This window comes from Roseateles sp. P5_D6 (assembly GCF_054049415.1).
In genome coordinates this window covers 103590-125103 of sequence record NZ_JBFUMK010000001.1, presented here as the reverse complement: position 1 = coordinate 125103, position 21514 = coordinate 103590, and the positions used below count along the sequence as shown (strand labels likewise).

Here is a 21514-nt window from a genome sequence, read left to right as displayed (position 1 = left end):
GGGTGCGGTGCACCGCACTTACAAGTGTTTCCATCTCTCAGTCGTCGTCGGACGCGGGGTCGAGCTCCGGGAAGAGCACGGACGTGAAGCCGAAGCGAGTGAAGTCCTTGATCCGCATCGGGTAGAGGATGCCGTCCAGATGGTCGCACTCATGCTGCACGACGCGGGCATGGAAACCCTCGGCGATGCGGTCGATCACCGCACCATCGGCATCGAAGCCGGTGTAGCGGATGCGTTCATCGCGCTCGACGACGCCGCGCAGCCCTGGCACCGACAGGCAGCCTTCCCAACCCTCGGTGCGGCCGCCGTCCAGCACTTCGATCTTCGGATTGATCAATACGGTGGGCGGCACCGGCGGCGCATCCGGGTAGCGCACATTCTTCGTGTAGCCAAAGATGACCAGGCGCAGGTCCACGCCGATCTGCGGCGCCGCCAGACCCGCGCCATTGGCGGCGGCCATGGTTTCGAACATGTCGGCGATCAGCGCTTTCAGCTCCGGCGTGCCGAAGGCGGTGACCGGTTGGGCCACGCGCAGCAAGCGCGGGTCGCCCATCTTCAAAATCTCGTGCACCGCCACTGCGGCCTCCTTGGGCTATCGTGATCGGTGATTCTAGGAAGCCCCGTTCATGCTTGACTTCATCGAAGACCTCGGCCACGGCATCTACGCCATCGACACCGGCTTCCAGCGCCCGCGCTTCGATGCCGCCTATCTGATGGTCGAGGACGGCCGCGCCGCCTTCATCGATACCGGCACCAACCATGCCGTGCCGCGCCTGCTGGCGGCATTGAACGCGCTGGGGCTGTCACCGGAGGCAGTGGACTGGGTGATCCCGACCCACGTGCACCTGGACCATGCCGGCGGCGTCGGCCTGCTGATGGAAGCCCTGCCCCAGGCCCGCGCCTTGGTGCACCCGCGTGGCCTGCGCCACATGGTGGACCCCAAGGCGCTATGGCTGGGAGCGCTCGCCGTCTACGGCGAGGCCGAGATGCAGCGCAGCTACGGCAGGCTCGTGCCCGTGCCGGCTGAACGGGCCGAGGCCAGCCATGACGAGCAGGTCATCCACCTCGCCGGCCGGCCGCTGCGCCTCATCGACAGCCCCGGCCACGCCAGGCATCACCACGCGATCTGGGACGAGAGGAGCCGCAGCTGGTTCACGGGCGACACCTTCGGCCTGTCCTACCGCGCCTTCGACGTCGACGGCCGCGCCTGGATCCTGCCGACCAGCACGCCGGTGCAGTTCGAGCCCGAAGCGCTCAAGTCCACCGTCGCGCGGCTGCTGGCGGCCGAGCCGCTTGCGATGCAGGTCACCCACTACGGCCGCATCGGCGGCTCGGTGGACGACGTGCGTCGCCTGGCCGCATTGATGCTGGAGCAGGTGGACGAGATGGTGGCGCTGGCCGAGTCCCTCCGCGCGGCACCGGGCCGTCACGAGCGGCTCAAGGCCGGCCTGCTGGATGGCTACCTCGCACGCCTGCGCAGCCACGGCCACCCGGCTGACGCCGAGGCCGCCGACTGGCTGGGCCTGGACGCCGAGTTGAACGCGCAAGGCCTCGAGGTGATGCTGGACCGCCCGGCCCGCTGACGGGGCGATGCGCCCCGCCGCGGTGCGTCGCCTCGCACCGCCCCTGTGCCACCCCTGCGTGGTGCATGCCGGCTCATGGGCGATGCCCGTTTCTGGCGCAGGCATGGTCCTTGCGACGTAGGAGATGAGGTGCTGCGCTGACGCGGCCCTCTGCTTCCGCAGAAGCATCGCCAAAGGCGGCGAACCTCATCTTCCGGCCCCGACCGAGCAGACCGCTGCTCTCGGGGCCTTCTTACTGGTGGCTCCGATCTGGCCTTTCCAAGCCCGTCGGCGCAGCCTGCTTCGCCCTGAACACACATGCAGCACATCGTCCTCATCGGCCACGGAATGGTGGGCCAGAAATTTCTCGAATCCCTCGCAGAGGGGCCCGCTGCCGCCGACGTGCAGGTGACGGTGCTGTGCGAGGAGCCGCGCCCGGCCTATGACCGCGTGCACCTGTCCGAATTCTTTTCGGGCAAATCGGCCGAGGACCTGTCCCTGGTGCCCGAGGGCTTCTTCGAGAACCACCCCGGCTTCAAGCTGCGCCTGGCCGCCAAGGCCGTGGCCATCGAGCGCCGCGACCACACCATCACGCTGGCCGACGGCGAAGTCGTCCACTACGACAAGCTGGTGCTGGCCACGGGCTCCTACCCCTTCGTGCCGTCAGTGCCCGGCCGTGATCGGCCGCATTGCCACGTCTACCGCACCATCGAAGACCTGGAAGGCATGAAAGCCAGCGGCGCGGTCTCCAAGACCGGCGTCGTCATCGGCGGCGGCCTGCTGGGCCTGGAATGCGCCAAGGCACTGCGCGACATGGGCCTGGAGACGCACGTCGTCGAGTTCGCACCGCGCCTGATGGCCGTGCAGATCGACGAAGGTGGCGGCCGCGTGCTGCGCAAGAAGATCGAAGACCTCGGCGTGCAGGTCCACACCGGCCGCAACACCCTGGAGATCACCGACGGCGCGATGGCCCGCCACCGCATGGTGTTCGCCGACGGCACCTGGCTGGAGACCGACATGATCGTGTTCTCCGCCGGCATCCGCCCGCGTGACGAACTGCCCCGCCAGTGCGTGCTGGCCATCGGCCCGCGCGGCGGCGTCGTCATCGACGACCACTGCCGCACCAGCGACCGCAATGTCTACGCCGTCGGCGAGGTCGCGGCCTGGAACGAGCAGACCTACGGCCTGGTCGCCCCTGGCTATGAGATGGCCCGTGTGGCAGCCCGCCATATCGCCGGCGATGCCGAGGCGGCCTTCCCCGGCGCCGACCTGTCCACCAAGCTCAAGCTGATGGGCGTGGACGTGGCCAGCATCGGCGACGCTCATGGCAAGACGCCGAACTGCCGCAGCTACCAATATGTGGACGAGCGCAAGCAGGTCTACAAGAAGATCGTCGTCAGCGAGGACGGCCAGTTCCTGCTGGGTGCCGTACTGGTGGGCGATGCCGCCGAGTACGGCACGCTGCAGCAGATGGCGCTGAATGGCATCAAACTGCCGGCCGACCCCGAGTTCCTGATCCTGCCCAGCAGCGACGGCAAGGCCAAGGTCGGCATCGGCCCGGACGCCCTGCCCGACAGCGCCCAGCTGTGCTCGTGCAACAACGTCAGCAAGGGCCAGATCTGCTCGGCCGTCGGCGACGGTGCGACCACCATCGGCGCACTCAAGGCCTGCACCAAGGCCGGCGCGACTTGCGGCGGCTGCGTGCCGCTCGTTACCCAGGTGATGAAGTTCGAGATGGCCAAGCGCGGCATGGCCGTGAACAACCACATCTGCGAGCACTTCCCGCATTCGCGCCAGGAGCTCTACCACCTCATCCGCGTGGGCGGCATCAAGACCTTCAGCGACCTGATGGCCAAGCACGGCAAGGGCCTGGGCTGCGACATCTGCAAGCCCGCGGCAGCCAGCATCTTCGCGTCGTGCTGGAACGAGTTCGTGCTGGAGCCCAAGCTGGCCGCGCTGCAGGACAGCAACGACTACTACCTCGGCAACATCCAGAAGGACGGCAGCTACTCCGTCGTGCCGCGCATGCCGGGCGGCGAGGTCACGCCCGATGGCCTGATCGCCGTCGGCCAGGTGGCCAAGAAGTACGGCCTGTACACCAAGATCACCGGCGGCGCGCGCGTCGACATGTTCGGCGCCCGCGTCGAGCAGCTGCCCTTCATCTGGGAAGAGCTGATCGCCGCCGGCTTCGAGAGCGGCCATGCCTACGGCAAGTCGCTGCGCACGGTGAAGAGCTGCGTGGGCAGCACCTGGTGCCGCTATGGCGTCGACGACTCGGTCGGCCTGGCCGTCGAGATCGAGAACCGCTACAAGGGCCTGCGCGCGCCGCACAAGATCAAGTTCGGCGTCTCCGGCTGCACGCGGGAATGCGCCGAGGCCCAGGGCAAGGACGTCGGCATCATCGCGACGGAAAAGGGCTGGAACCTCTACGTCTGCGGCAACGGCGGCATGAAGCCGCGCCACGCCGAGCTGATCGCCAGCGACCTGAGCAAGGCCGACCTGCTTAAGTACATCGACCGCTTCCTGATGTTCTATGTGCGCACGGCCGACCGCCTGCAGCGCACCAGCACCTGGCGCGACAACCTCGAAGGTGGCCTGGACTACCTGAAGGACGTCGTCATCAATGACAGCCTGGGCCTCGCCGCCGAGCTGGAGGCGCAGATGCAGGCCGTGGTGGACACCTACCAGTGCGAATGGAAGACGGCCGTCACGACGCCCGAGGTGCGCCAGCGCTTCCGCTCCTTCGTCAACAGCGACAAGCCGGACGAGCGAATCATCTTCGTGGAAGAGCGCGGCCAGATCCGCCCGGCGCGTGCCGAAGAGCGCGAAGAAGAAGCCACGGCCTGATCAAGGAATCGACATGAACTACACCCCCATCTGCAGCGTCGACGACATCCTGCCCAACACCGGCGTGGCCGCTCGCGTTGGTGACCACCACGTGGCCGTGTTCCGCGTCGGCCAGGAGAACTTCCACGCCATCGACAACATCGACCCGCGCTCCGGCGCCAGCGTGCTGGCCCGCGGCCTGGTGGGCAACCTGGGCGAGCGCATCGTCGTCGCGTCGCCGCTCTACAAGAACCATTTCGACCTGAACACCGGCGAGTGCCTGGAAGCGCCCGAGCAGTCGGTGCGCGCCCATGCCGTGCAGGTGCAGGACGGCCGCGTGCTCGTCGCGCTGCGTTGACTATTTGATTGGCGAAAGAGGAGACAAACCATGGCCTACGTCGTACCCACCGAGTTCGTGACCAAGATGGTCGATGCCGGCGAATCCAAGCTTCTGATGTCCACCCGCGACACGCTGATCCGCTCCTACATGGCGGGCGCCATCCTGGCGCTGGCTGCGGCCTTCGCCGTGACGGTCAGCGTCAACACCGGCAACCCGCTGGTTGGCGCGCTGCTGTTCCCGGTCGGCTTCATCCTGCTCTACCTGATGGGCTTCGACCTGCTGACCGGCGTGTTCACGCTGGTGCCGCTGGCCGTGCTGGACAAGCGGCCCGGCGCGACCTGGGGCGGTGTCATGCGCAACTGGACGCTGGTCTTCTTCGGCAACTTCGCTGGGGCGCTGACGGTGGCCGTCTTCATGGCCATCATCTTCACCTTCGGCTTCAGCGAGGCGCCCAACGCGGTCGGACAGAAGATCGGCACCATCGGCGAAGGCCGCACGGTGGGCTACGCAGCCCATGGTGCTGCCGGCATGCTGACCCTCTTCATCCGTGGCGTGCTGTGCAACTGGATGGTGTCCACCGGCGTGGTCGCGGCGATGATGTCGACCTCGGTTTCAGGCAAGGCCATCGGCATGTGGATGCCCATCATGGTCTTCTTCTACATGGGCTTCGAGCACAGCATCGTCAACATGTTCCTGTTCCCGTCGGGCCTGATGCTGGGCGGCAAGTTCACGATCATGGATTACCTGATCTGGAACGAAATTCCCACCGTGGTCGGCAACCTGGTCGGCGGCCTGACCTTCGTCGGCTTGTCGCTGTACTCGACGCATTACAAGACAGCTCCCAAACGCGTGATCGTGTGAGCCCCTCGTCCAAGGAGTACCTTGGCCGGTCCCCCGAGGGGACGGCGATGCTTGCGGCATCGAGCCGCAAGCACATCGCCAAAGCGGGCCGGCTTGGGAGCGGCCCGGCGCTCGGCCCGAAACGCTCCGGTGTCATTGCATGACTCTACGGGTCGCAGTCGGCCAGCACTCCGAGGCCGGCGTCAAGCCGCTGAACCAGGACTTCCACGGCGCAGCCCTGCCGACCGACGCGCAGCGCCGCTCGCGCGGCATTGCGCTGGCGATTGCCGACGGCATCAGCAGCAGCCCCGTCAGCCAGATCGCCAGCGCGGCGGCGGTGCGCGGCTTCCTGGAGGACTACTACGGCACCTCCGAGGCCTGGACAGTGCGCCGCGCCGCCCAATGCGTGCTGGCCGCCACCAACGGCTGGCTGCACGCCCAGACGCAGCTCGGCGAAGGCCGCTTCGACAAGGACCGCGGCCACGTCTGCACCTTCAGCGCTCTGGTCTTCAAGGGCCGCGAGGTGCATCTGCTGCATGTGGGCGACACGCGCGCCTACCGCATCCATCCCACCGCGCTGGAGCAGCTGAGCCACGACCACCGCGTGCGCCTGGACGGCGGCCAGACCTATCTGGGCCGGGCACTGGGCATCAGCCCGCATCTCGAGATCGACCACGCCTGCTGGCCCACCGAGGTCGGCGAGACCTATCTGCTGGCCACCGACGGCGCCTACGAGCACCTGGACCCGGCGCTCGTCGTCAGCACCGTCAGCCGCCACGGCGCCGACCTGCAGGCCGCCGCCCAGGCCCTCGTGGCCGCGGCGCTGGCGCGGGGCAGCCAGGACAACGCCACCGTCATGCTGGCGCGCGTTGAATCCCTGCCCGATCAGCTCGCGCCGCCCGTGCAGCGGGAGCGCCTGCGCCTGCCGCCACGGTTGGCCCCGCGCATGGAGTTCGAGGGCTACCGCGTCATTCGCGAGCTCTATGCGAGCGCAAGGAGCCAGGTCGTGCTGGCCGTCGATGCCCAGGAGCGCGAATGGGCGCTCAAGCTGCCCTCCGCCGAGATGGGCACCGACAGCCGGGCCCTGGACCGCTTCGCGATCGAGGAGTGGGTGGCGCGGCGCGTCGACAGCCCGCACGTCATCAAGGCCGCGCCGGCCGAGAAGCGGCGTGAGCACCTCTTCACCGCGATGGAGTTCATCACCGGCCAGACCCTGGCCCAGTGGATGACCGATCACCCGAAGCCTGGGCTCGACGAGGTGCGCCAGCTCGTCGACCAGATCGCCCGTGGCCTGCAGGCCCTGCATCGCAAGGAAATGCTGCACCAGGACCTGCGGCCCGAGAACCTGATGATCGACCGCCAGGGCACTGTCATCCTCATCGACCTCGCCTCGGCCCATGTGGCGGGCCTGAACGAGGGCCTGGGCGATGCGCGCGCCACCGACATCGCCGGCAGCCTGCAGTACACCGCGCCGGAATACTTCACCGGCGACGGCGGCACGCAGGTGTCCGAGCTGTTCTCGCTGGCCGTGCTGGCCTACCAGATGCTGACCGGCGCCCTGCCCTACGGCCTGCAGGTGCCCCAGGTGCGTGGCCCCCGTGACCTGCACAAGCTGCAATACGTGCCGCTGCGCACCCGGCGCCCCGACCTGCCCGACTGGCTGGACCGCGTGCTGCGCAAGGCCTTGCATCCCCAACCCTCACGGCGTCAGCAGGCACTGTCAGAGCTGGCGCATGACCTTTATGCGCCCGGCCCCGAATTCATGAGCCGGGACCGCACGCCGCTGCAGCAGCGCCATCCGCTGCTGTTCTGGCGCGTGCTGACGCTGGTTTTCGGCCTGGCGACGCTGGTGTTGCTGGGATTAAGGTTGAGCGGCAGCTGACCCCCAACCGAGGGAAGGACCGGTGCTCCTGCCCAGTGAATGTGTTTCAGAATGTGCTCATTCCGCAGCACGCGCCGAAAGTGTGTACGCCGCAGGTTGGCGGTAGGAGCGTGGAGGGGCTTGAATGGGCAGTACGCCGTGGTTTCTGGAGAGCGTGGCCGCCGATGGATCGCGCGTCACGCATCGCATCGACCGGTTGCCGTTCAGCGTGGGTCGCGATGCCGGCAATGACCTGACCATCGAGGCGCAGGGGCTGTCTCGACGGCATGCCGAACTGCAGGCCGACGAGGCGGGCGGCCTGCTGGTGGTCGACCTGGGCAGCACCAACGGCACTTTCGTGAACCACGAGCGCCTGGTGGGCCCGCGGCAGCTGGCACCGAACGACATCATCCATTTCTGCACCGCCGAGTTCCGCCTGACCCACGACGAGACGCTTGCTGCGGCCACCGTGGCGGGCCCGCTGCCCATGCGCACGATGGTGGTCTCACCGGGCATGAACCCCCTCAGCCAGAACTTCGTGCGCCTGGAGGCGCAGTTCCTGGAGTTCCTGGCCGGCCGAGGCCTGACGGCAGCGGCGCAACCCATCGTCGACGCGCGCACGGGCGGGCTGTTCGCCTACGAGCTACTGGGCCGCTGCACGCACCCTGAGCTGCCCGGCTCGCCGATGCACCTGTTCCGGATGGCCGCCACGCTGCGGCGCGAGGCCGAGTTGAGCGAAGCGTTCCGCTCCCATGGCGTAGCGGCGCTGGCACCCAAGGCGCAGGGGATGCGCGTCTTCGTCAACGCCCATCCGAGCGAGACCTTCTCGGAAGAGTTCTTCCAGGCCCTGCAGGGGCTGCTGGCCCTGCCCACGCGGCCACAGCTGGTGGTGGAGGTGCACGAAAGCGCTGTGGTCGAAGTCGACCGCATGCGCGAGCTGGCCGAGCGCCTGAACGGCATCGGCGTGGAATTCGCCTACGACGACTTCGGCGCCGGCCAGGCAAGGCTGAACGAGCTGGCCGAGGTGCCGGCGCACTTCGTCAAGTTCGACATGGGCATCGTGCGCAACCTGCATGAGGCCAGCGAGCGCAAGCAACGCATGGTGCGCGACCTGGTGCGCATGGTGCTGGAGCTGGGCTCGGTGCCCTTGGCCGAAGGCGTCGAACAGGAGGCCGAGGCCCAGGTCTGCCGTGAGATGGGCTTCCGCCTGATCCAGGGCTATCTGACCGGCAGGCCGATCATGGTGGACACGCTGTAGCGGCTCCCCGGCAGACCGGGGAGCGGCGTTTCTCAAACGTCCAGGCCCAGCTCCTGGATCTTGCGTGTGATGGTATTGCGGCCGATGCCGAGCTTCTGGGCGGCCTCGATGCGGCGGCCGCGCGTGATGTCCAGCGCCGTCAGGATGAGCTGTGCCTCGAACTTCTTCGTCAGCGCATCCCACACGTCAGGTTCACCCGCCAGCAGCCTTGCACGCGCATCGGCAGCCATGTCGGCCAGCCAACCTTCGCCGCTGCTGGTGCTGGCCGGCGCGGCGGCCGGCAGGGGCGCAGCGGCACTGGACTGCGCAGCCGGCACGCTTGTCATGGCCGTCGTGGAAGGCGCCGGGACATAGCCGGGCTGCACCTCGTCCGGCAGGTCCTTGGGCTCGACGGTCTGGCTGGGCGCCATGACGCTGAGCCAGTGACAGATGTTCTCCAGCTGGCGCACATTGCCGGGGAAGTCGAAATTGGTCAGCACGACGAGGGCGGCGTCAGACAGGCGCTTGGCCTCGACACCCAGCTCGGTCGCACTGCGCTGCAGGAAATGACGGGCCAGCGAGGGCACGTCCTCGCGGCGCTCGCGCAGCGGCGGCAGGCGCAGGCGGATGACGTTGAGGCGGTGGAACAGGTCCTCGCGGAACACGCCCTGGCGCACACGGTCTTCCAGGTTCTGGTGTGTGGCGGCGATGACGCGCACATTGCTGCGCATCGGGCTATGCCCACCGACGCGGTAGAACTGGCCATCAGACAGCACACGCAACAGGCGCGTCTGCAGCTCGAAGGGCATGTCGCCGATTTCGTCGAGGAAGAGCGTGCCGCCGTCGGCCTGCTCGAAGCGGCCGCGCCGCGAGGCCTGGGCACCGGTGAAGGCGCCGCGCTCGTGGCCGAAGAGCTCGCTTTCCAGCAGGTCCTTCGGGATGGCCGCGGTGTTGATGGCAACGAAGGGGCCTTCGCCGCGCGGGCTGTGCTTGTGCAGGGCGCGCGCCACCAGTTCCTTGCCCGAGCCGCTCTCGCCCGTGATCATCACGGTGACGTTGCTCTGCGACAGGCGGCCGATGGCGCGGAAGACGTCCTGCATGGCCGGCGCCTGGCCCAGCATCTCGGGCACCTGCGCGGCGGCCTCCTGCTCGCCGGCCTCGCGCTGGCTCTCTTCCTGGGCGCGGCGGATCAGCTCGACGGCACGCGGCAGGTCGAAAGGCTTGGGCAGGTACTCGAAAGCGCCACCCTGGAAGGCCGACACAGCGCTATCGAGGTCGGAGTAGGCCGTCATGATGATGACGGGCAGCGCCGGCAGTCGCGCCTTGACCTTGGCCAGCAGTTCCAGGCCCGAGCCGCCGGGCATGCGGATGTCAGACACCAGCACTTGCGGACTGTCGTCGTCGAGCGCGGCGAGCATGTCGCGCGCATTGCTGAAGCTGCGCACCGGCAGCCCCTCGCGGGCCAGGGCCTTCTCGAGCACGAAGCGGATCGAGTGGTCGTCGTCAACAACCCAGATGGATTTCATGCGGTTCCTCAGCCCATCCTGTCGGCTTGTGGCGTCAAGGCAAGGGCAGCGTGATTCGGAAATTCGTCAGGCCCGGCTCGCTTTCGCAATCGATCATGCCCTGATGTTGCTGGGCGATCGTCTGCGCAAGCGTGAGTCCGAGTCCCGAGCCGCCCTCCCGCCCTGAGACCAGGGGAAAGAAGATGCGATCCCGGATCTCGGCGGGGACGCCGGGACCGTTGTCCTCAATATGCAATTCCAATGCCAAGCGCCAGCGCTGCTTGCCGATGGTCACCTGCCGGGCCACCCGCGTGCGCAAAACGATCTGGGCGTCGCCGGCCGCGATGCGCGAACCCAGCACCTGCGCGGCGTTCTGCACGATGTTCAACACCATCTGGATCAACTGCTCGCGATCGCCGCGGAAGTCAGGCAGCGAGGTGTCGTAGTCGCGGTGAATGACCAGGCCCTTGGGATGCTCGATGAGCACCAGCGCGCGCACCCGCTCGCAGATCTCGTGGATGTTGGCATCACCGACGACCTGGGCGCGGCGATGCGGGGCCAGCAGGCGGTCGACCAGGCTTTGCAGGCGGTCCACCTCATGCACGATGACCTGGGTGTATTCAGTCAGCTCGGGATTGCCGTCTTGCAGCTCCAGCGCCAGCAGTTGCGCTGCACCGCGGATGCCCCCCAGCGGGTTCTTGATCTCGTGGGCGAGGTTGCGGGTCAGCTCCTTGGTGGCCTGGACCTGGTCGAGGCTGCGCTCGTCACGGTCCTGGCGCGCCTGCTGGGCAATCTCGATGAGCTCCACCAGCACGCGCGGCACGTCGTCGTCGCCCGCATCCATCTGCGACACGATGACATGCACGGGCAGCCCATCCTCGTGGGCCCAGGAGCCGCGGCGCAGCAAGGCGTCGAAGCGGCTGCTGGAGTAGTGGTTGGCAGCAACGCCGGCCAAGGTCTCGGTGAGGCGCTGGGCGTCATCGAACCAGTCGGGCAACTGGGCCTTCTGCACGCTGCGGCGCGACAGCCGCATGACGTTCTCGAAGGCGGCATTGGCGAACAGGCATTCGCCCTCCGCGCTGGTGACAACGACCATGGTCGCCAGCAAGTCCAGGCCGGCAAATTCGGCCGGCAGCAAAAAGGTATCGGTCATGGAGCGCCGGAGGCGCTCTGCGCCTCAGGGAAGTTTGGCGATTTCGCGCTTGAGCGCCTGGATGTCGGACTCGTGGCGGGCGATGCTGTCCTTGAGCTCGGCCATGCGGTCGAGGTACTTCTGGTAGTTGCGCTCGTCGCCGCGGCGCTCACCCTGGCCGTTGTTGAACTCGCGCTGCGCGGCCGCGAGGCGTTCTTCCGCCTGGCGCAGCTCGGTCTGCAGCACGCGGCGGCGCTCGTCGTCGCGCACGCGCTGCTGGCCGGCGTCGATGCGGCTTTCAGCACCGCGCGGCCCCTCGGCCACCGGTGCCGCCGAAGCGCTGGCGCGCGGCCTGGGTGCCTGCAAGACGGTGATCGGCGTGCCTTCGATCGTGCGGCAGCCCTTCTCGTTGGCTTCCTTCGCGCTCAAGGCATCGGTGTAGAGCACCGGCGGCCCGGGGCAGCGATAGACCGTGCCCTGGGCTTGCGCGCCCAGGCTGGCCAGGACGAACAACGGAGCCAGCAATCGATTCAGCATGGCGGGATTGTGGCTCAGCGTCGGCAACAAAAAAGGGGCCGCACCAGCGGCCCCCTTCCACGGGGATGACACAGGCAGCGCGTGTGCTGCCCATGGCCATCACAGCGCGTAGTACATGTCGAACTCGACCGGGTGCGTGGCCATGCGGAAGCGCGTCACTTCCTGCATCTTCAGCTCGATGTAGGCATCGATGTAGCTGTCGGTGAACACGCCACCCTTGGTCAGGAAGGAGCGGCCCTTGTCCAGGTAGTCCAGCGCCTGGTCGAGGCTGTGGCAGACGGTCGGGATCTTCGCGTCTTCCTCGGGCGGCAGGTGGTACAGGTCCTTGGTGGCGGCTTCGCCCGGATGGATCTTGTTCTCCACGCCGTCCAGGCCGGCCATCAGCAGCGCGCTGAAGGCCAGGTAGGGGTTGGCGGAAGGATCCGGGAAGCGCGCTTCGATGCGGCGGCCCTTGGGGTTGGCGACGTAGGGAATGCGGATCGAGGCCGAGCGGTTCTTGGCCGAGTAGGCCAGCTTCACCGGGGCTTCGAAGCCGGGCACCAGACGCTTGTACGAGTTCGTACCGGGGTTGGTGATGGCGTTCAGCGCGCGGGCGTGCTTGATGATGCCGCCGATGTAGTACAGCGCGAATTCGCTCAGGCCGGCGTAACCGTCACCGGCGAACAGGTTCTTGCCGTCCTTCCAGACGGACTGGTGAACGTGCATGCCGCTGCCGTTGTCGCCCACCAGGGGCTTGGGCATGAAGGTCGCGGTCTTGCCATAGGCATGGGCGACGTTCTGGATGATGTACTTCTGCAGCTGCAGCCAGTCGGCGCGCTGCACCAGCGAGCTGAACTTGGTGCCGATTTCCATCTGGCCCGCGTTCGCCACTTCGTGGTGATGCACCTCGACCGGAATGCCCATCTGCTCGAGGATCAGGCACATCTCCGAGCGCATGTCCTGGCCGCTGTCGACCGGGGGCACGGGGAAGTAGCCGCCCTTGACGGTGGGACGGTAGCCGGAGTTGCCGTGCTCGTATTCCTTGGAGGAGTTCCAGGCGCCTTCCTCGGACTCGATCTTGAAGAACGAGCCGGACATTTCATTGCCCCAGCGCACGCTGTCGAAGATGAAGAACTCGGGTTCCGGGCCGAAATAAGCCGTGTCGCCCAGGCCGGAGGCCTTGAGATAAGCCTCGGCGCGCTTGGCCAGCGAACGCGGGTCGCGCTCATAGGCCTTGCCGTCGGCCGGGTCGACGACGTCGCAGGACAGGATCAGCGTCGGCTCTTCGAAGAAGGGGTCGATGTTGGCAGTGTTCGGATCGGGCATGAGCAGCATGTCCGAGGCTTCGATGCCCTTCCAGCCGGCGATCGAGGAGCCGTCGAAGGCGTGGCCCGAAATGAACTTGTCTTCGTCGAAATGGGAGACCGGCACGGAGACGTGCTGCTCCTTGCCACGGGTATCGGTGAAGCGGAAGTCAACGAACTTGACTTCGTTTTCCTTGACGATGTTCATCACATCGGCGACGGTCTTGGCCATCAATAGCTCCTAGCGGGATCTGGACAGGGGTGGAATGCCGCCACCGACGCACACGCGCCAGCGGCCACGGGGGGATTTAAAGCAGGTTGCATGCCAGATGCACCGACATGGGTTGCTGCCCGGCATCGCCGGGGATTATGTGGCGGGGCCCGTGACAGCGCGAGAACTATCGCACCAGCTCGGTGCTGATGGTTGCACCAAACTGGATCACGCCCCGCTTCAGGGCGTCATAGGCGACGTCGAGGCTTTGCGCCTCCCCCTTCACTCCCAACTCGATACAGCGTCCCCATTGCGGATGGTCGACGCTCGGCAGGCTGAAGACCTTGATGCCGGCGAACTCGGCCTCGATGGCCTCCATCAGCGGCGTCAGGCTGGCCTCCATCGCGCCCTGCACGATCAGCGAGCGCTCGATGACGCCGGCCTGGCGATGCAATTGCGGGAAGCGGTCCAGCACCCAGGCCATCATCGGATGCGCCATGACCGGAAAACCCGGCACGAAGTGGACGTTGCCCACGAAGAAGCCGGGGATCTTGTTGAAGGGGTTGGGCACGATGCCGGCGCCTTCCGGGAAGACGCCCATCTCCAACCGGCGCAGAGTGTCGGGCTCGTCGGCCGTCACCGTCTTGCCCTGTTCGGCCGCCATCTGCTGGATGCGCTGCCAGATCAGCTCGCGCGCCTCGGGGTGCAGGGCCAGCGGCCGGCCTAGCGCCGCTGCGGCGGACTGGCGGGTGTGATCGTCGGGCGTCGCGCCAATGCCGCCACAGCTGACGATGAGATCACCGCTCGCAAAAGCCTCGCGCAGCTTGCCGACAAGCTGCTCACGGTCATCGCCCAGGTATTGCGCCCAGGCGAGCTGCATGCCGCGCTGCCCCAGCAACTCGATGAACTTGGCCAGGTGCGAGTCCTGGCGTTTGCCCGAGAGGATCTCGTCGCCAATGATGATGAGACCCACTTGCATAGCTTCAGCTTTCGATGAGGACGGCAGATTCAGCCACCGGCTCCGCCGCCCGCCGCGCCTGCAGGGCGCCCAGCGCGTAATGGGTGAACCAGGCGGTCGAGAAGGCGAAGACCAAGGTGTACAGCCAGATCGCCAGCAGCACGACGAAGGGCGCAAAGATGACGGCGGCCACACCGGAAACGGCCCAGATCAGTGACGGCACTGCGCCGAGATAACCGCAGACCACGCCCATGGCCAGCATCGGGATGCGGTGCTCCTTCAGCAATGCGCGGCGCTCCTCGGCGGAGGCATGGTCCGCCAGCACGTCGAAGCCGAAGACACGGTAGGTCAGCCAGCCCCAGATCAACGGCGGCAGCACCATGACGAGGGGCGGGATCAGCCACAGCGGCATGGACAGCAGGATGAGCACCAGCGCGATGACGGTGGCGCCCAGCGAGGCCGCGACGCTCTGCATCAGCGTGCCGCCGCGCTTCTTCTCCAGCAGCGGGAAGCGGCGCTGGGCGACGAGGCGGACGATGGCCGGCGTCATCAGCAGCGCGACCAGCAGCAGGCTCATCAGAATGACGACCGGCAGCACGCCAGCCAGCACGACGATGGCCGCCAACGCGCTGCGGAAGGCCTGCAGACCCCAGCTGTCCAGCCACTGCAGCAGGCTCTCGATGAGGCGCCAGCTCTCCAGCGTCGCGCGCACTGCGGCAATGGCGCCCTCCCAGAAGAAGAACATGAAGCCGAACACCAACACGCCACAGATGAGCAGCGGCAGCAACGACAGCCCGATAACGCGCGGATGCAGGCAGTAGGCGGCGGCGCGCCAGAAGGAGTCGACGAGGCTTTGCATCAAGCGGCTTTCCTGAACGAGCGGAACAGGCGGGTCAGCCCCAGCCATTGCTGGTGCCAGAAGCCGCCGCCGTAGTCGCGGCCACCTTCCTCGGGCAACTGGTCGCGCACACCGGTGGCGTCGAAGCGATTCTCGAAGTTGGCGGTGCGGAACAGCAGGTCCCATAGCGGCAGCAGGACGCCGAAGTTGTGGCCGCCCAGCGTGCCGCGGCCACCGGATTCGTGGCCGATGCCGATGCTATGGTGCAGGCGGTGGAAGCGTGGGCTGATCAAGAGGCGCTCGCCGATGCGCCCAAAGCTGATGCGCGCGTTCGCATGCTGCAGGCTCTCGTGCAGCTGGGTGATGACGGTGATGGCGACGAACTGCCCCGGCTCCACACCGATGAGGCGGGCCAGCAGGGCCAGCGCCGTGCCGAGCAGCACGTCGTCCAGCAGGTGATTGCGGTTGTCGCTCCACATCGTCATCTGGCGTTGGCTGTGGTGCAGGCTGTGCAGGGCCCACCACCAGTTGAACTGGTGCTGGGCGCGGTGCAGCCAGTAGCCGACGAAGTCGAAGACGGCGAGGTAGAGCAGCAGGCTGACCCAGGCGACATCGGTAACGCCGGGCCAGATGCCGTCGAGCTGCCAGGTCGGCAGGCCCGCCATGCGCAGCTCGCCAGCGATGCCGTCCCACAGCGGCTCGATGCTGAAGAAGATCAACAGGCGAACGAGGCCGAGGCGGTGGATCAGCGTGTAGATGACGTCGGTGCGCACGGCCGCGTGGTCAGTCACCGGCTCGACCGGCCAGCGCCGCTCCAGGATGCCGATGCCCAAAACGATGACGACGATCTGGATCAGCCCCAGTAGCAGCCAGCCGGTCGCATCGAAGGCGTCCTCCAGCAGGTTGCCAAAGCCCAGTCCGAACACGACCGGCTGCACGACGGACTCGTAGAGCCACAGCTGCAGGCTGTCGAAGGCGTTGGCGATCCAGTCGATCACGGCTTGCGGGCGTAGGTTTTGGGTTCGATCTTCAGGGCGACCTTGGTGTCGGCGGCCTTGAACAGTGGGGCGTAGCGGGGATGCTCGCGCAGCAGTGCAAAGCATAGGCCCCGCTGCTCCAATCCCGTCATCAGCGGCTCCAGCACGGCCGGCGCCCAGGGGTCCTGGCGTTCCCAGATGCCAAGGTGGGCGAGCAGGATGTCACCGGGCTTGATGTCGCGCAGCGCCTTGTCCAGCAGCTGCGCGTTGGGGTGGCTCTGGCTGGGCAGTTCATCGCCCAGGAAGCCCGCGCTGCTCCAGCCCACATGGGTGAAGCCGCAGGCCTTGGCGGTATTCAGCAGGGCCTTGGACGAGCGTCCCGCCGGCGCGCGGAAGATGGGGCCCAGCGACTTGCCCGTCATGGCCGTGAAGCGCTCGCCGACCTTCTTCAGGCTCTCGCAATACTGCTCGGGCGTGACCTCGTGAACGACAGGCGGGTTGACGCCGGCCTGCGTCTTCACCTTGAAGCGCACCACCTTGCCGTCGGCATCCAGCACGTCTTCCATGAAGATGTCGTGGTCCCAGGTGTGGGCGCCGAAGTCATGGCCCTCGGCTGCACGCTCGCGCCACCAGGGCGCCCAGGTGTCGTCCAGCGTCGTGCCGCCGGTCAGCGTCGGTTCGCTGGCGAGGAAGAAGGTCGCTTTCGCGTTGTGCTTCTTCAGCGTCTCGGCGATCAGCGGCGCAACACCCATGTGGCCGGTGTCGAAGGTGAGGTAGACCGGCTTGTCGCAAGACGGTTGCGCGGTGGCCGCAGTGACCACCAGCGCCAGGGCCCAGGCTTTCATAGACGAGGTTGGTGATCCAGCGTCCAGATGCCGTGCGGCGACTTGCCCACCTTGACCTGCCTGACGACCTTGCGCGTGGCGGTGTCGATCTGCGTGAGCTTGCCGGCCCAGCGCGAGGTGACGAGCAGCGTCTTGCCATCGGTCAGCAGCTCCATGTCGTCGGGCCCTGCCGGCGCCGGATATTGGTCGACGACGGTCAGCGTCGTCAGGTCGATCTTGCTGATGGTGTTGGCGGCGCGGTTGCTGACCAGCACATGGCGCTTGTCGCCCCATGCACGGAAGGAATGGGCACCGGCGCCTGTCAGGATGCGTTTGGCAAGCTTGGGTGCGCCTCCGCCGCTGACGTCCCAGACCTCGACGAACTTGTCGCCGGTCAGGCCGACGAGGATGAAGCGGTCATCCGGCGTCAGGTAGATGTCGGCCGGCATCTTGCCGACGGCCTGCTTCCACTTGATGGTCTGCGTCGCCAGGTCGATGGCCAGTAGCTCGTCGCTGTCCTGCAGACTGGCGTAGAGCGTCGTGCTCTTGGTGTCGATGTTGAGGTGACTCGGCGTCTTCGGCGCCGGGATGCGCTTGACCAATTGCAGCGGCTCGGCCGCAACGCTGCCCTGCCAACGGTAGAGGTCGACGCGGTCCAGTCGATTGGACGCCGTGACGAGCCACTTCATGTCCGGCGAAAAGCGCAGGTGATAGGGGTCGGGAATGCCACGCACCACACGCTGGACCTCGGCCGTGCGCGGATCGATGAAGGTCAGCGAATCGGCCAGCGCATTGGCGACGATGAGGGACTTCTCGTCGGGCGACAGGTAGAGGTGGTGGGGCTCCTTGCCGGTCGGGATGCGCTTGATGACAGTGAAGCTGGCCGGGTCGACGACGGAGATGTCGGCGTCCAGCGAGTTCAGCACGAAGACAGGGGGGCGGCCATTGCCCTGGGCATTGGCCTGGGCCAGGCCGGCCAGGACCATCAGGAGCGCGAACGCGCTGCGACGAAACATTCCAGGAGTCCTTAAAAGCAAAAAGGGCGGCAGCCGCCGCCCTCCACAACGCGCCAGTTTACCGGGGCGCTTACTCGTCGTCGCCGCCGAGGATGCTTCCCAGCAGCCCACCGCCGGCAAAACCACCGAGAACCGAGCCCTCTTCCTTGTGGCCGCCCATCTGCGGCGCCGCCGCAAAGATGCGCGAAGCCAGGCGCGAGAAAGGCAGGCTCTGCAGCCAGACCTCGCCCGGGCCGGTCAGCTTGGCCAGGAACAGGCCCTCACCGCCGAACAGCGCCGTCTTGATCTTGCCGACGTACTGGATCTCGAAATTGACGTTGGGCGTGTAGGCGACGACGCAGCCCGTGTCCACCAGCAGGGTCTGGCCCGGCTGCAGGCTGCGCCGGACGATGGTGCCGCCGGCGTGCACGAAGGCCAGGCCGTCGCCCTCCAGGCGCTCCATGATGAAGCCCTCGCCGCCGAAGAAGCCGGCGGACAGCTTCTGCTGGAAGGCGATGCCCAGGGACACGCCACGCGCCGCGCACAGGAAGGCGTCCTTCTGGCAAATCAGCGTGCCGCCCAGCGCCGACAGATCCATGGGGATGATCTTGCCCGGATAGGGCGCCGCGAAAGCCACGCGCTGCTTGCCGGCGCCGTTGTTGGTGTAAATGGTCGTGAACAGCGACTCGCCCGTCAGCAGCCTTTTTCCCGCGCCCAGCAGCTTGCCGAGGAAGCCGCCCTGGTTGGCCGAGCCGTCGCCGAAGACGGCGTCCATGCCAATGGCGGAGTCCATGAAGAACATCGAGCCCGCCTCGCCGATGGCCGCCTCGCCGGGATCGAGCTCGATCTCGACGAACTGCATCTCGGCACCCTTGATCTCATAGTCGACAACATCCATGGCCATGTGGCTCTCCCGGCGATAAAAAAACGGCCTGGATGATAGGGCGACATGCGGGTGTCGGTGCCGTGCGGCGGCGTCAGTGATTTCGGGCCCGGCAAGCCGTTGCCGTGGCGCCGGATGACGGGCCGCCAATTTGTGTCCCTGTGCATCGGCCAGCGCCGCAAGGAAGCATCGAGATACATGAACGCCTTGCGCGCCCGCCCGATGCCCCAGACTGCGGCCGATGACACTACAGATCGATGACCTCCAGCCCGAGTTGACGGCGGAGCAGGCCTTGACCGGCTGGCGCAGGGAGTTCTGCGTCGAATTGCGGGGCGAAGGCCAGGCGCGAATCTTCCTGAGGGTGCTCGAGTCACCTTCGTTGAAGGCCACCGAGTTGCGCCGCGCGGTGCTGTTTCACAGGGTCGGCGCGGGATTCGCCGATCTGGCGGGCTGCGTCGCGGCGGCGCGTGAGCCGCTGGAGCGGCTCGCCCTCACCGCAGTCCGCCAGCAACCCAGCGCGGACAACCTCTTCGCCGCGGTCACCTACGACCGCCGCGCCTGGGAAGCGGTCGTGGATACCGTGGACCACTGGCAGCGACGCCGGATCCCGGTCAAGCCATCGCTGTCCTGAACCTCGCCGCCGCCTCGCGCAGCTGACCGGCACGGTCTTCCAGCATCGACGCCGAAGCCGCCGTCTCCTCGACGAGGGCTGCATTCTGCTGCGTCGTCGAATCCACCTCGCGAATGGCAGCCGCGAGCTGGCGGACCTGATCGGCCTGGGAGGAAGACTGGCTGCTGATGTCACCCACGATGGTGGCCACGCGGTGGATGGCCTGCACGATCTCTCCCATGGAGCCGCCGGCCTGGGCCACATAGGCCTCGCCCTGGTGGACGGTCTCGATGGAGGAGTTGATCAGCGCCTTGATCTCGCGCGCGGCTTCGGCCGAGCGCTGGGCCAGCGAGCGCACCTCGCTCGCCACAACCGCGAAGCCGCGGCCCTGCTCGCCCGCGCGGGCGGCCTCGACGGCGGCGTTCAGCGCCAGGATGTTGGTCTGGAACGCGATGGAGTCGATGACCTGGATGATGTCGCCGATCTTGCGCGAGCTCGCGGTGATCTCCTCCATGGAGTTCACGGCGCGCTGCACGATGGCGCCGCCGCGTCCGGCCAGCTCGGCCGCGCCTTGCACCAGGTCATGGGCCTCGCGGGCACTGTTCATGTTGTGGTCGACGGTCTGTTCCAGCACGCCGGTGCTGGCGCTGGTCTGCTCGACGACCGAAGCCATCGCATTGCCGCGCGCCGAGAGGTCCTGGTTGGCACCCGAGATCTGCGTGGCCGACGTGGAGATGTGCTCGGCGCCGGCGCGCACCTCGTGCACCAGGCCACTCAGGCGCAGCGTGGCCTCGCGCAAGGCATTCGTCGCCAGCACGACCTCGTCGCGGCCGGCCAGGGCGGGTGCCTCGCTGAGGTCGCCGGCGCCCAGGGCCTCGATGCGGCGGCCCAGCACGGCGCAGCTGCTGCGCGACGCCAGGTAATAGCTCACCAGCGCATAGGCGGCAATGGTGACAAAGCTGATGGCCAGGATCATGGCCGTCCACAGGTCGCGCGTCAGGCGCTGGACCCGCGCGGTGACGAGTTCGGCCAGCTTCGCCTCCGCGGTGCGCTCCAATTTGTCGCACGCGGCAATCTGCGCCGTGCCCAGCGCGAACCACTCGGCCGCATCGACCTTGGGCGGCTCGCCCAGCACAAAGCCCTGAGCGAACTTCTCGCGAAAGTCCTTGCGGATCCGGTCCACGAGCTGCACGTCCAGGCCTTTCACGGCCTCTGGATTGGCCGCCGCAACCCGGTTCAGTGCGGCGGTCAGGCGCGTCAGGTATTCCTCCGTCAGCGTATCGGCCTGGTACAGGCGCTGCAGCACGCCAGCGGGTGGCGAACCCATTTGAGCAGCGGCGGCGCCGAGGCCGCGCATGCGGCCGACGGCGTCCCGCAGCCGTGGCAAGGCATCGGTGACGCTCAGCATCAGGTAGTAGGTATCCGCGTCAGGGTCCAGGGCCAGGTTGGACTCGGACGAGGCCTGCTCGACGAGGGACTGCACCGCGTCGGTCAGCGCAAAGCTGGCCACGACGACCGGCTCGGGCTCGGCCGCACCGAGAGCGACCAGGGCCTTGGCCTTGGCGCGCGCAGCGGCCAGGCCTGAAGCGAGCTTGAGTGGGTCCTGGTCGGTTGCGATCTCGCGTTCCAGCGCCTGGGCCTGGGTCTCGAACTTGCCCAGGGCCTCTTCGCGCCTGGCCTCGGCGCCGGGCATCTTGGCGCTCACGCCGATGGAGGCCCCGCGCAGCACCATGGCCGCGTTCAGCAGCCCACTGACCTGGCGCACCTGGGCAACACCGACCAGTTCCTTGGCCGAGAAGTCACGGGCGTCCGAGCGATCGCCCGCCAGCGCCACCAGCAGGTAGACCAGCGGAATCGCAAAGCACAGGCAGACGATGAAGAACTTGTGCGCCATCGGCAGGCGGCGCATCAGGCTCACGGCGGGCAGAAAGACAAGGTTCATCCGGCTCTTCCCATTGCTAATGCGCCAGTTGCTTGGCACAGATGCCGGAATGTAGTCAGGCCGCCTTCCCGATTCAGGGGATAAGTTCACAACCGCAGGTCGTTGCGCGGGCAAGCGTGGAATTGTTGCCGTGTCGCCCCAATGCGGTGCAAG

19 protein-coding genes are annotated in these 21514 nt (G+C 67.2%); 7 read left to right on the top strand and 12 right to left on the bottom strand.

Translation table 11 applies throughout. From position 1 onward, the window contains the following. Positions 1 to 37: 37 nt before the first annotated feature. Positions 38 to 577 (bottom strand): peptide deformylase, encoded by a 540-nt coding sequence (def, locus tag ACXJKM_RS00510; RefSeq protein ID WP_457349566.1) that lies wholly within the window; start codon positions 575 to 577, stop codon positions 38 to 40. A gap of 49 nt (positions 578 to 626) precedes the next feature. Here def and ACXJKM_RS00505 point away from each other — a divergent pair, with 49 nt between their 5' ends. The 6 genes from ACXJKM_RS00505 (at position 627) to ACXJKM_RS00480 (ending at position 8687) form a co-directional block, all read left to right on the top strand. Further along, on the top strand, positions 627 to 1583 hold the full coding sequence (locus ACXJKM_RS00505) for an MBL fold metallo-hydrolase (RefSeq protein ID WP_457349564.1): 957 nt from the start codon (positions 627 to 629) through the stop codon (positions 1581 to 1583). 297 nt (positions 1584 to 1880) lie between these two features. Continuing rightward, positions 1881 to 4409, top strand: a complete 2529-nt coding sequence (gene nirB / locus ACXJKM_RS00500; RefSeq protein WP_457349562.1) for a nitrite reductase large subunit NirB — start codon at positions 1881 to 1883, stop codon at positions 4407 to 4409. A 13-nt stretch (positions 4410 to 4422) separates the two neighbouring features. Next, positions 4423 to 4746, top strand: a complete 324-nt coding sequence (gene nirD / locus ACXJKM_RS00495) for a nitrite reductase small subunit NirD (RefSeq protein ID WP_457349560.1) — start codon at positions 4423 to 4425, stop codon at positions 4744 to 4746. Positions 4747 to 4776: 30 nt separating this feature from the next. After that, positions 4777 to 5589, top strand: coding sequence for a formate/nitrite transporter family protein (locus ACXJKM_RS00490; RefSeq protein WP_056198371.1), 813 nt, complete (start codon positions 4777 to 4779; stop codon positions 5587 to 5589). A 139-nt stretch (positions 5590 to 5728) separates the two neighbouring features. Then, a complete protein-coding gene (locus tag ACXJKM_RS00485) occupies positions 5729 to 7450 on the top strand; it encodes a protein kinase domain-containing protein (RefSeq protein ID WP_457349557.1) in 1722 nt (573 codons plus the stop codon). A gap of 124 nt (positions 7451 to 7574) precedes the next feature. Next, on the top strand, positions 7575 to 8687 hold the full coding sequence (locus tag ACXJKM_RS00480; protein ID WP_056198377.1) for an EAL domain-containing protein: 1113 nt from the start codon (positions 7575 to 7577) through the stop codon (positions 8685 to 8687). A 32-nt stretch (positions 8688 to 8719) separates the two neighbouring features. On the opposite strand, the gene ntrC is transcribed toward ACXJKM_RS00480, so the two are convergent. The 10 genes from ntrC to ACXJKM_RS00430 form a co-directional block, all read right to left on the bottom strand. Next, the gene (gene ntrC, locus ACXJKM_RS00475; RefSeq protein ID WP_056198380.1) at positions 8720 to 10192 is read right to left on the bottom strand and encodes a nitrogen regulation protein NR(I); all 1473 of its coding nucleotides are present in this window, start codon (positions 10190 to 10192) and stop codon (positions 8720 to 8722) included. 34 nt (positions 10193 to 10226) lie between these two features. Further along, entirely contained in the window at positions 10227 to 11324 is a 1098-nt protein-coding gene (gene glnL / locus ACXJKM_RS00470) for a nitrogen regulation protein NR(II) (RefSeq protein ID WP_056198384.1), read from the bottom strand. A gap of 24 nt (positions 11325 to 11348) precedes the next feature. After that, the gene (locus ACXJKM_RS00465) at positions 11349 to 11840 is read right to left on the bottom strand and encodes a hypothetical protein (protein ID WP_056199659.1); all 492 of its coding nucleotides are present in this window, start codon (positions 11838 to 11840) and stop codon (positions 11349 to 11351) included. A gap of 99 nt (positions 11841 to 11939) precedes the next feature. Continuing rightward, positions 11940 to 13355, bottom strand: coding sequence for a type I glutamate--ammonia ligase (gene glnA / locus ACXJKM_RS00460; RefSeq protein ID WP_056198387.1), 1416 nt, complete (start codon positions 13353 to 13355; stop codon positions 11940 to 11942). Positions 13356 to 13521: 166 nt separating this feature from the next. Continuing rightward, on the bottom strand, positions 13522 to 14313 hold the full coding sequence (locus ACXJKM_RS00455) for a competence/damage-inducible protein A (protein ID WP_457349555.1): 792 nt from the start codon (positions 14311 to 14313) through the stop codon (positions 13522 to 13524). Between the two features lie 4 nt (positions 14314 to 14317). Further along, positions 14318 to 15151 carry an EI24 domain-containing protein gene (locus tag ACXJKM_RS00450; protein WP_056198393.1) on the bottom strand — a complete coding sequence of 278 codons (834 nt, stop codon included), beginning with the start codon at positions 15149 to 15151 and terminating at the stop codon, positions 14318 to 14320. Beyond that, the gene (locus tag ACXJKM_RS00445) at positions 15151 to 16128 is read right to left on the bottom strand and encodes a sterol desaturase family protein (RefSeq protein ID WP_056198396.1); all 978 of its coding nucleotides are present in this window, start codon (positions 16126 to 16128) and stop codon (positions 15151 to 15153) included. Before ACXJKM_RS00445 ends, ACXJKM_RS00450 begins: the two co-directional genes overlap by 1 nt. After that, positions 16125 to 16952, bottom strand: a complete 828-nt coding sequence (locus ACXJKM_RS00440; RefSeq protein WP_457349553.1) for a polysaccharide deacetylase family protein — start codon at positions 16950 to 16952, stop codon at positions 16125 to 16127. The genes ACXJKM_RS00445 and ACXJKM_RS00440 overlap by 4 nt, the downstream gene beginning before the upstream one ends. Continuing rightward, positions 16949 to 17947, bottom strand: coding sequence for a YncE family protein (locus ACXJKM_RS00435; RefSeq protein ID WP_082532716.1), 999 nt, complete (start codon positions 17945 to 17947; stop codon positions 16949 to 16951). Before ACXJKM_RS00435 ends, ACXJKM_RS00440 begins: the two co-directional genes overlap by 4 nt. 70 nt (positions 17948 to 18017) lie before the next feature. Then, positions 18018 to 18830 carry a TIGR00266 family protein gene (locus ACXJKM_RS00430; protein WP_056198399.1) on the bottom strand — a complete coding sequence of 271 codons (813 nt, stop codon included), beginning with the start codon at positions 18828 to 18830 and terminating at the stop codon, positions 18018 to 18020. A 220-nt stretch (positions 18831 to 19050) separates the two neighbouring features. Here ACXJKM_RS00430 and ACXJKM_RS00425 point away from each other — a divergent pair, with 220 nt between their 5' ends. Continuing rightward, the gene (locus ACXJKM_RS00425) at positions 19051 to 19440 is read left to right on the top strand and encodes a hypothetical protein (RefSeq protein WP_457349551.1); all 390 of its coding nucleotides are present in this window, start codon (positions 19051 to 19053) and stop codon (positions 19438 to 19440) included. On the opposite strand, the gene ACXJKM_RS00420 is transcribed toward ACXJKM_RS00425, so the two are convergent. After that, complete coding sequence (locus ACXJKM_RS00420; RefSeq protein WP_457349549.1) at positions 19421 to 21361, bottom strand: methyl-accepting chemotaxis protein; 1941 nt, start codon at positions 21359 to 21361, stop codon at positions 19421 to 19423. The genes ACXJKM_RS00425 and ACXJKM_RS00420 overlap by 20 nt on opposite strands. Between the last annotated feature and the right edge of the window lie 153 nt (positions 21362 to 21514).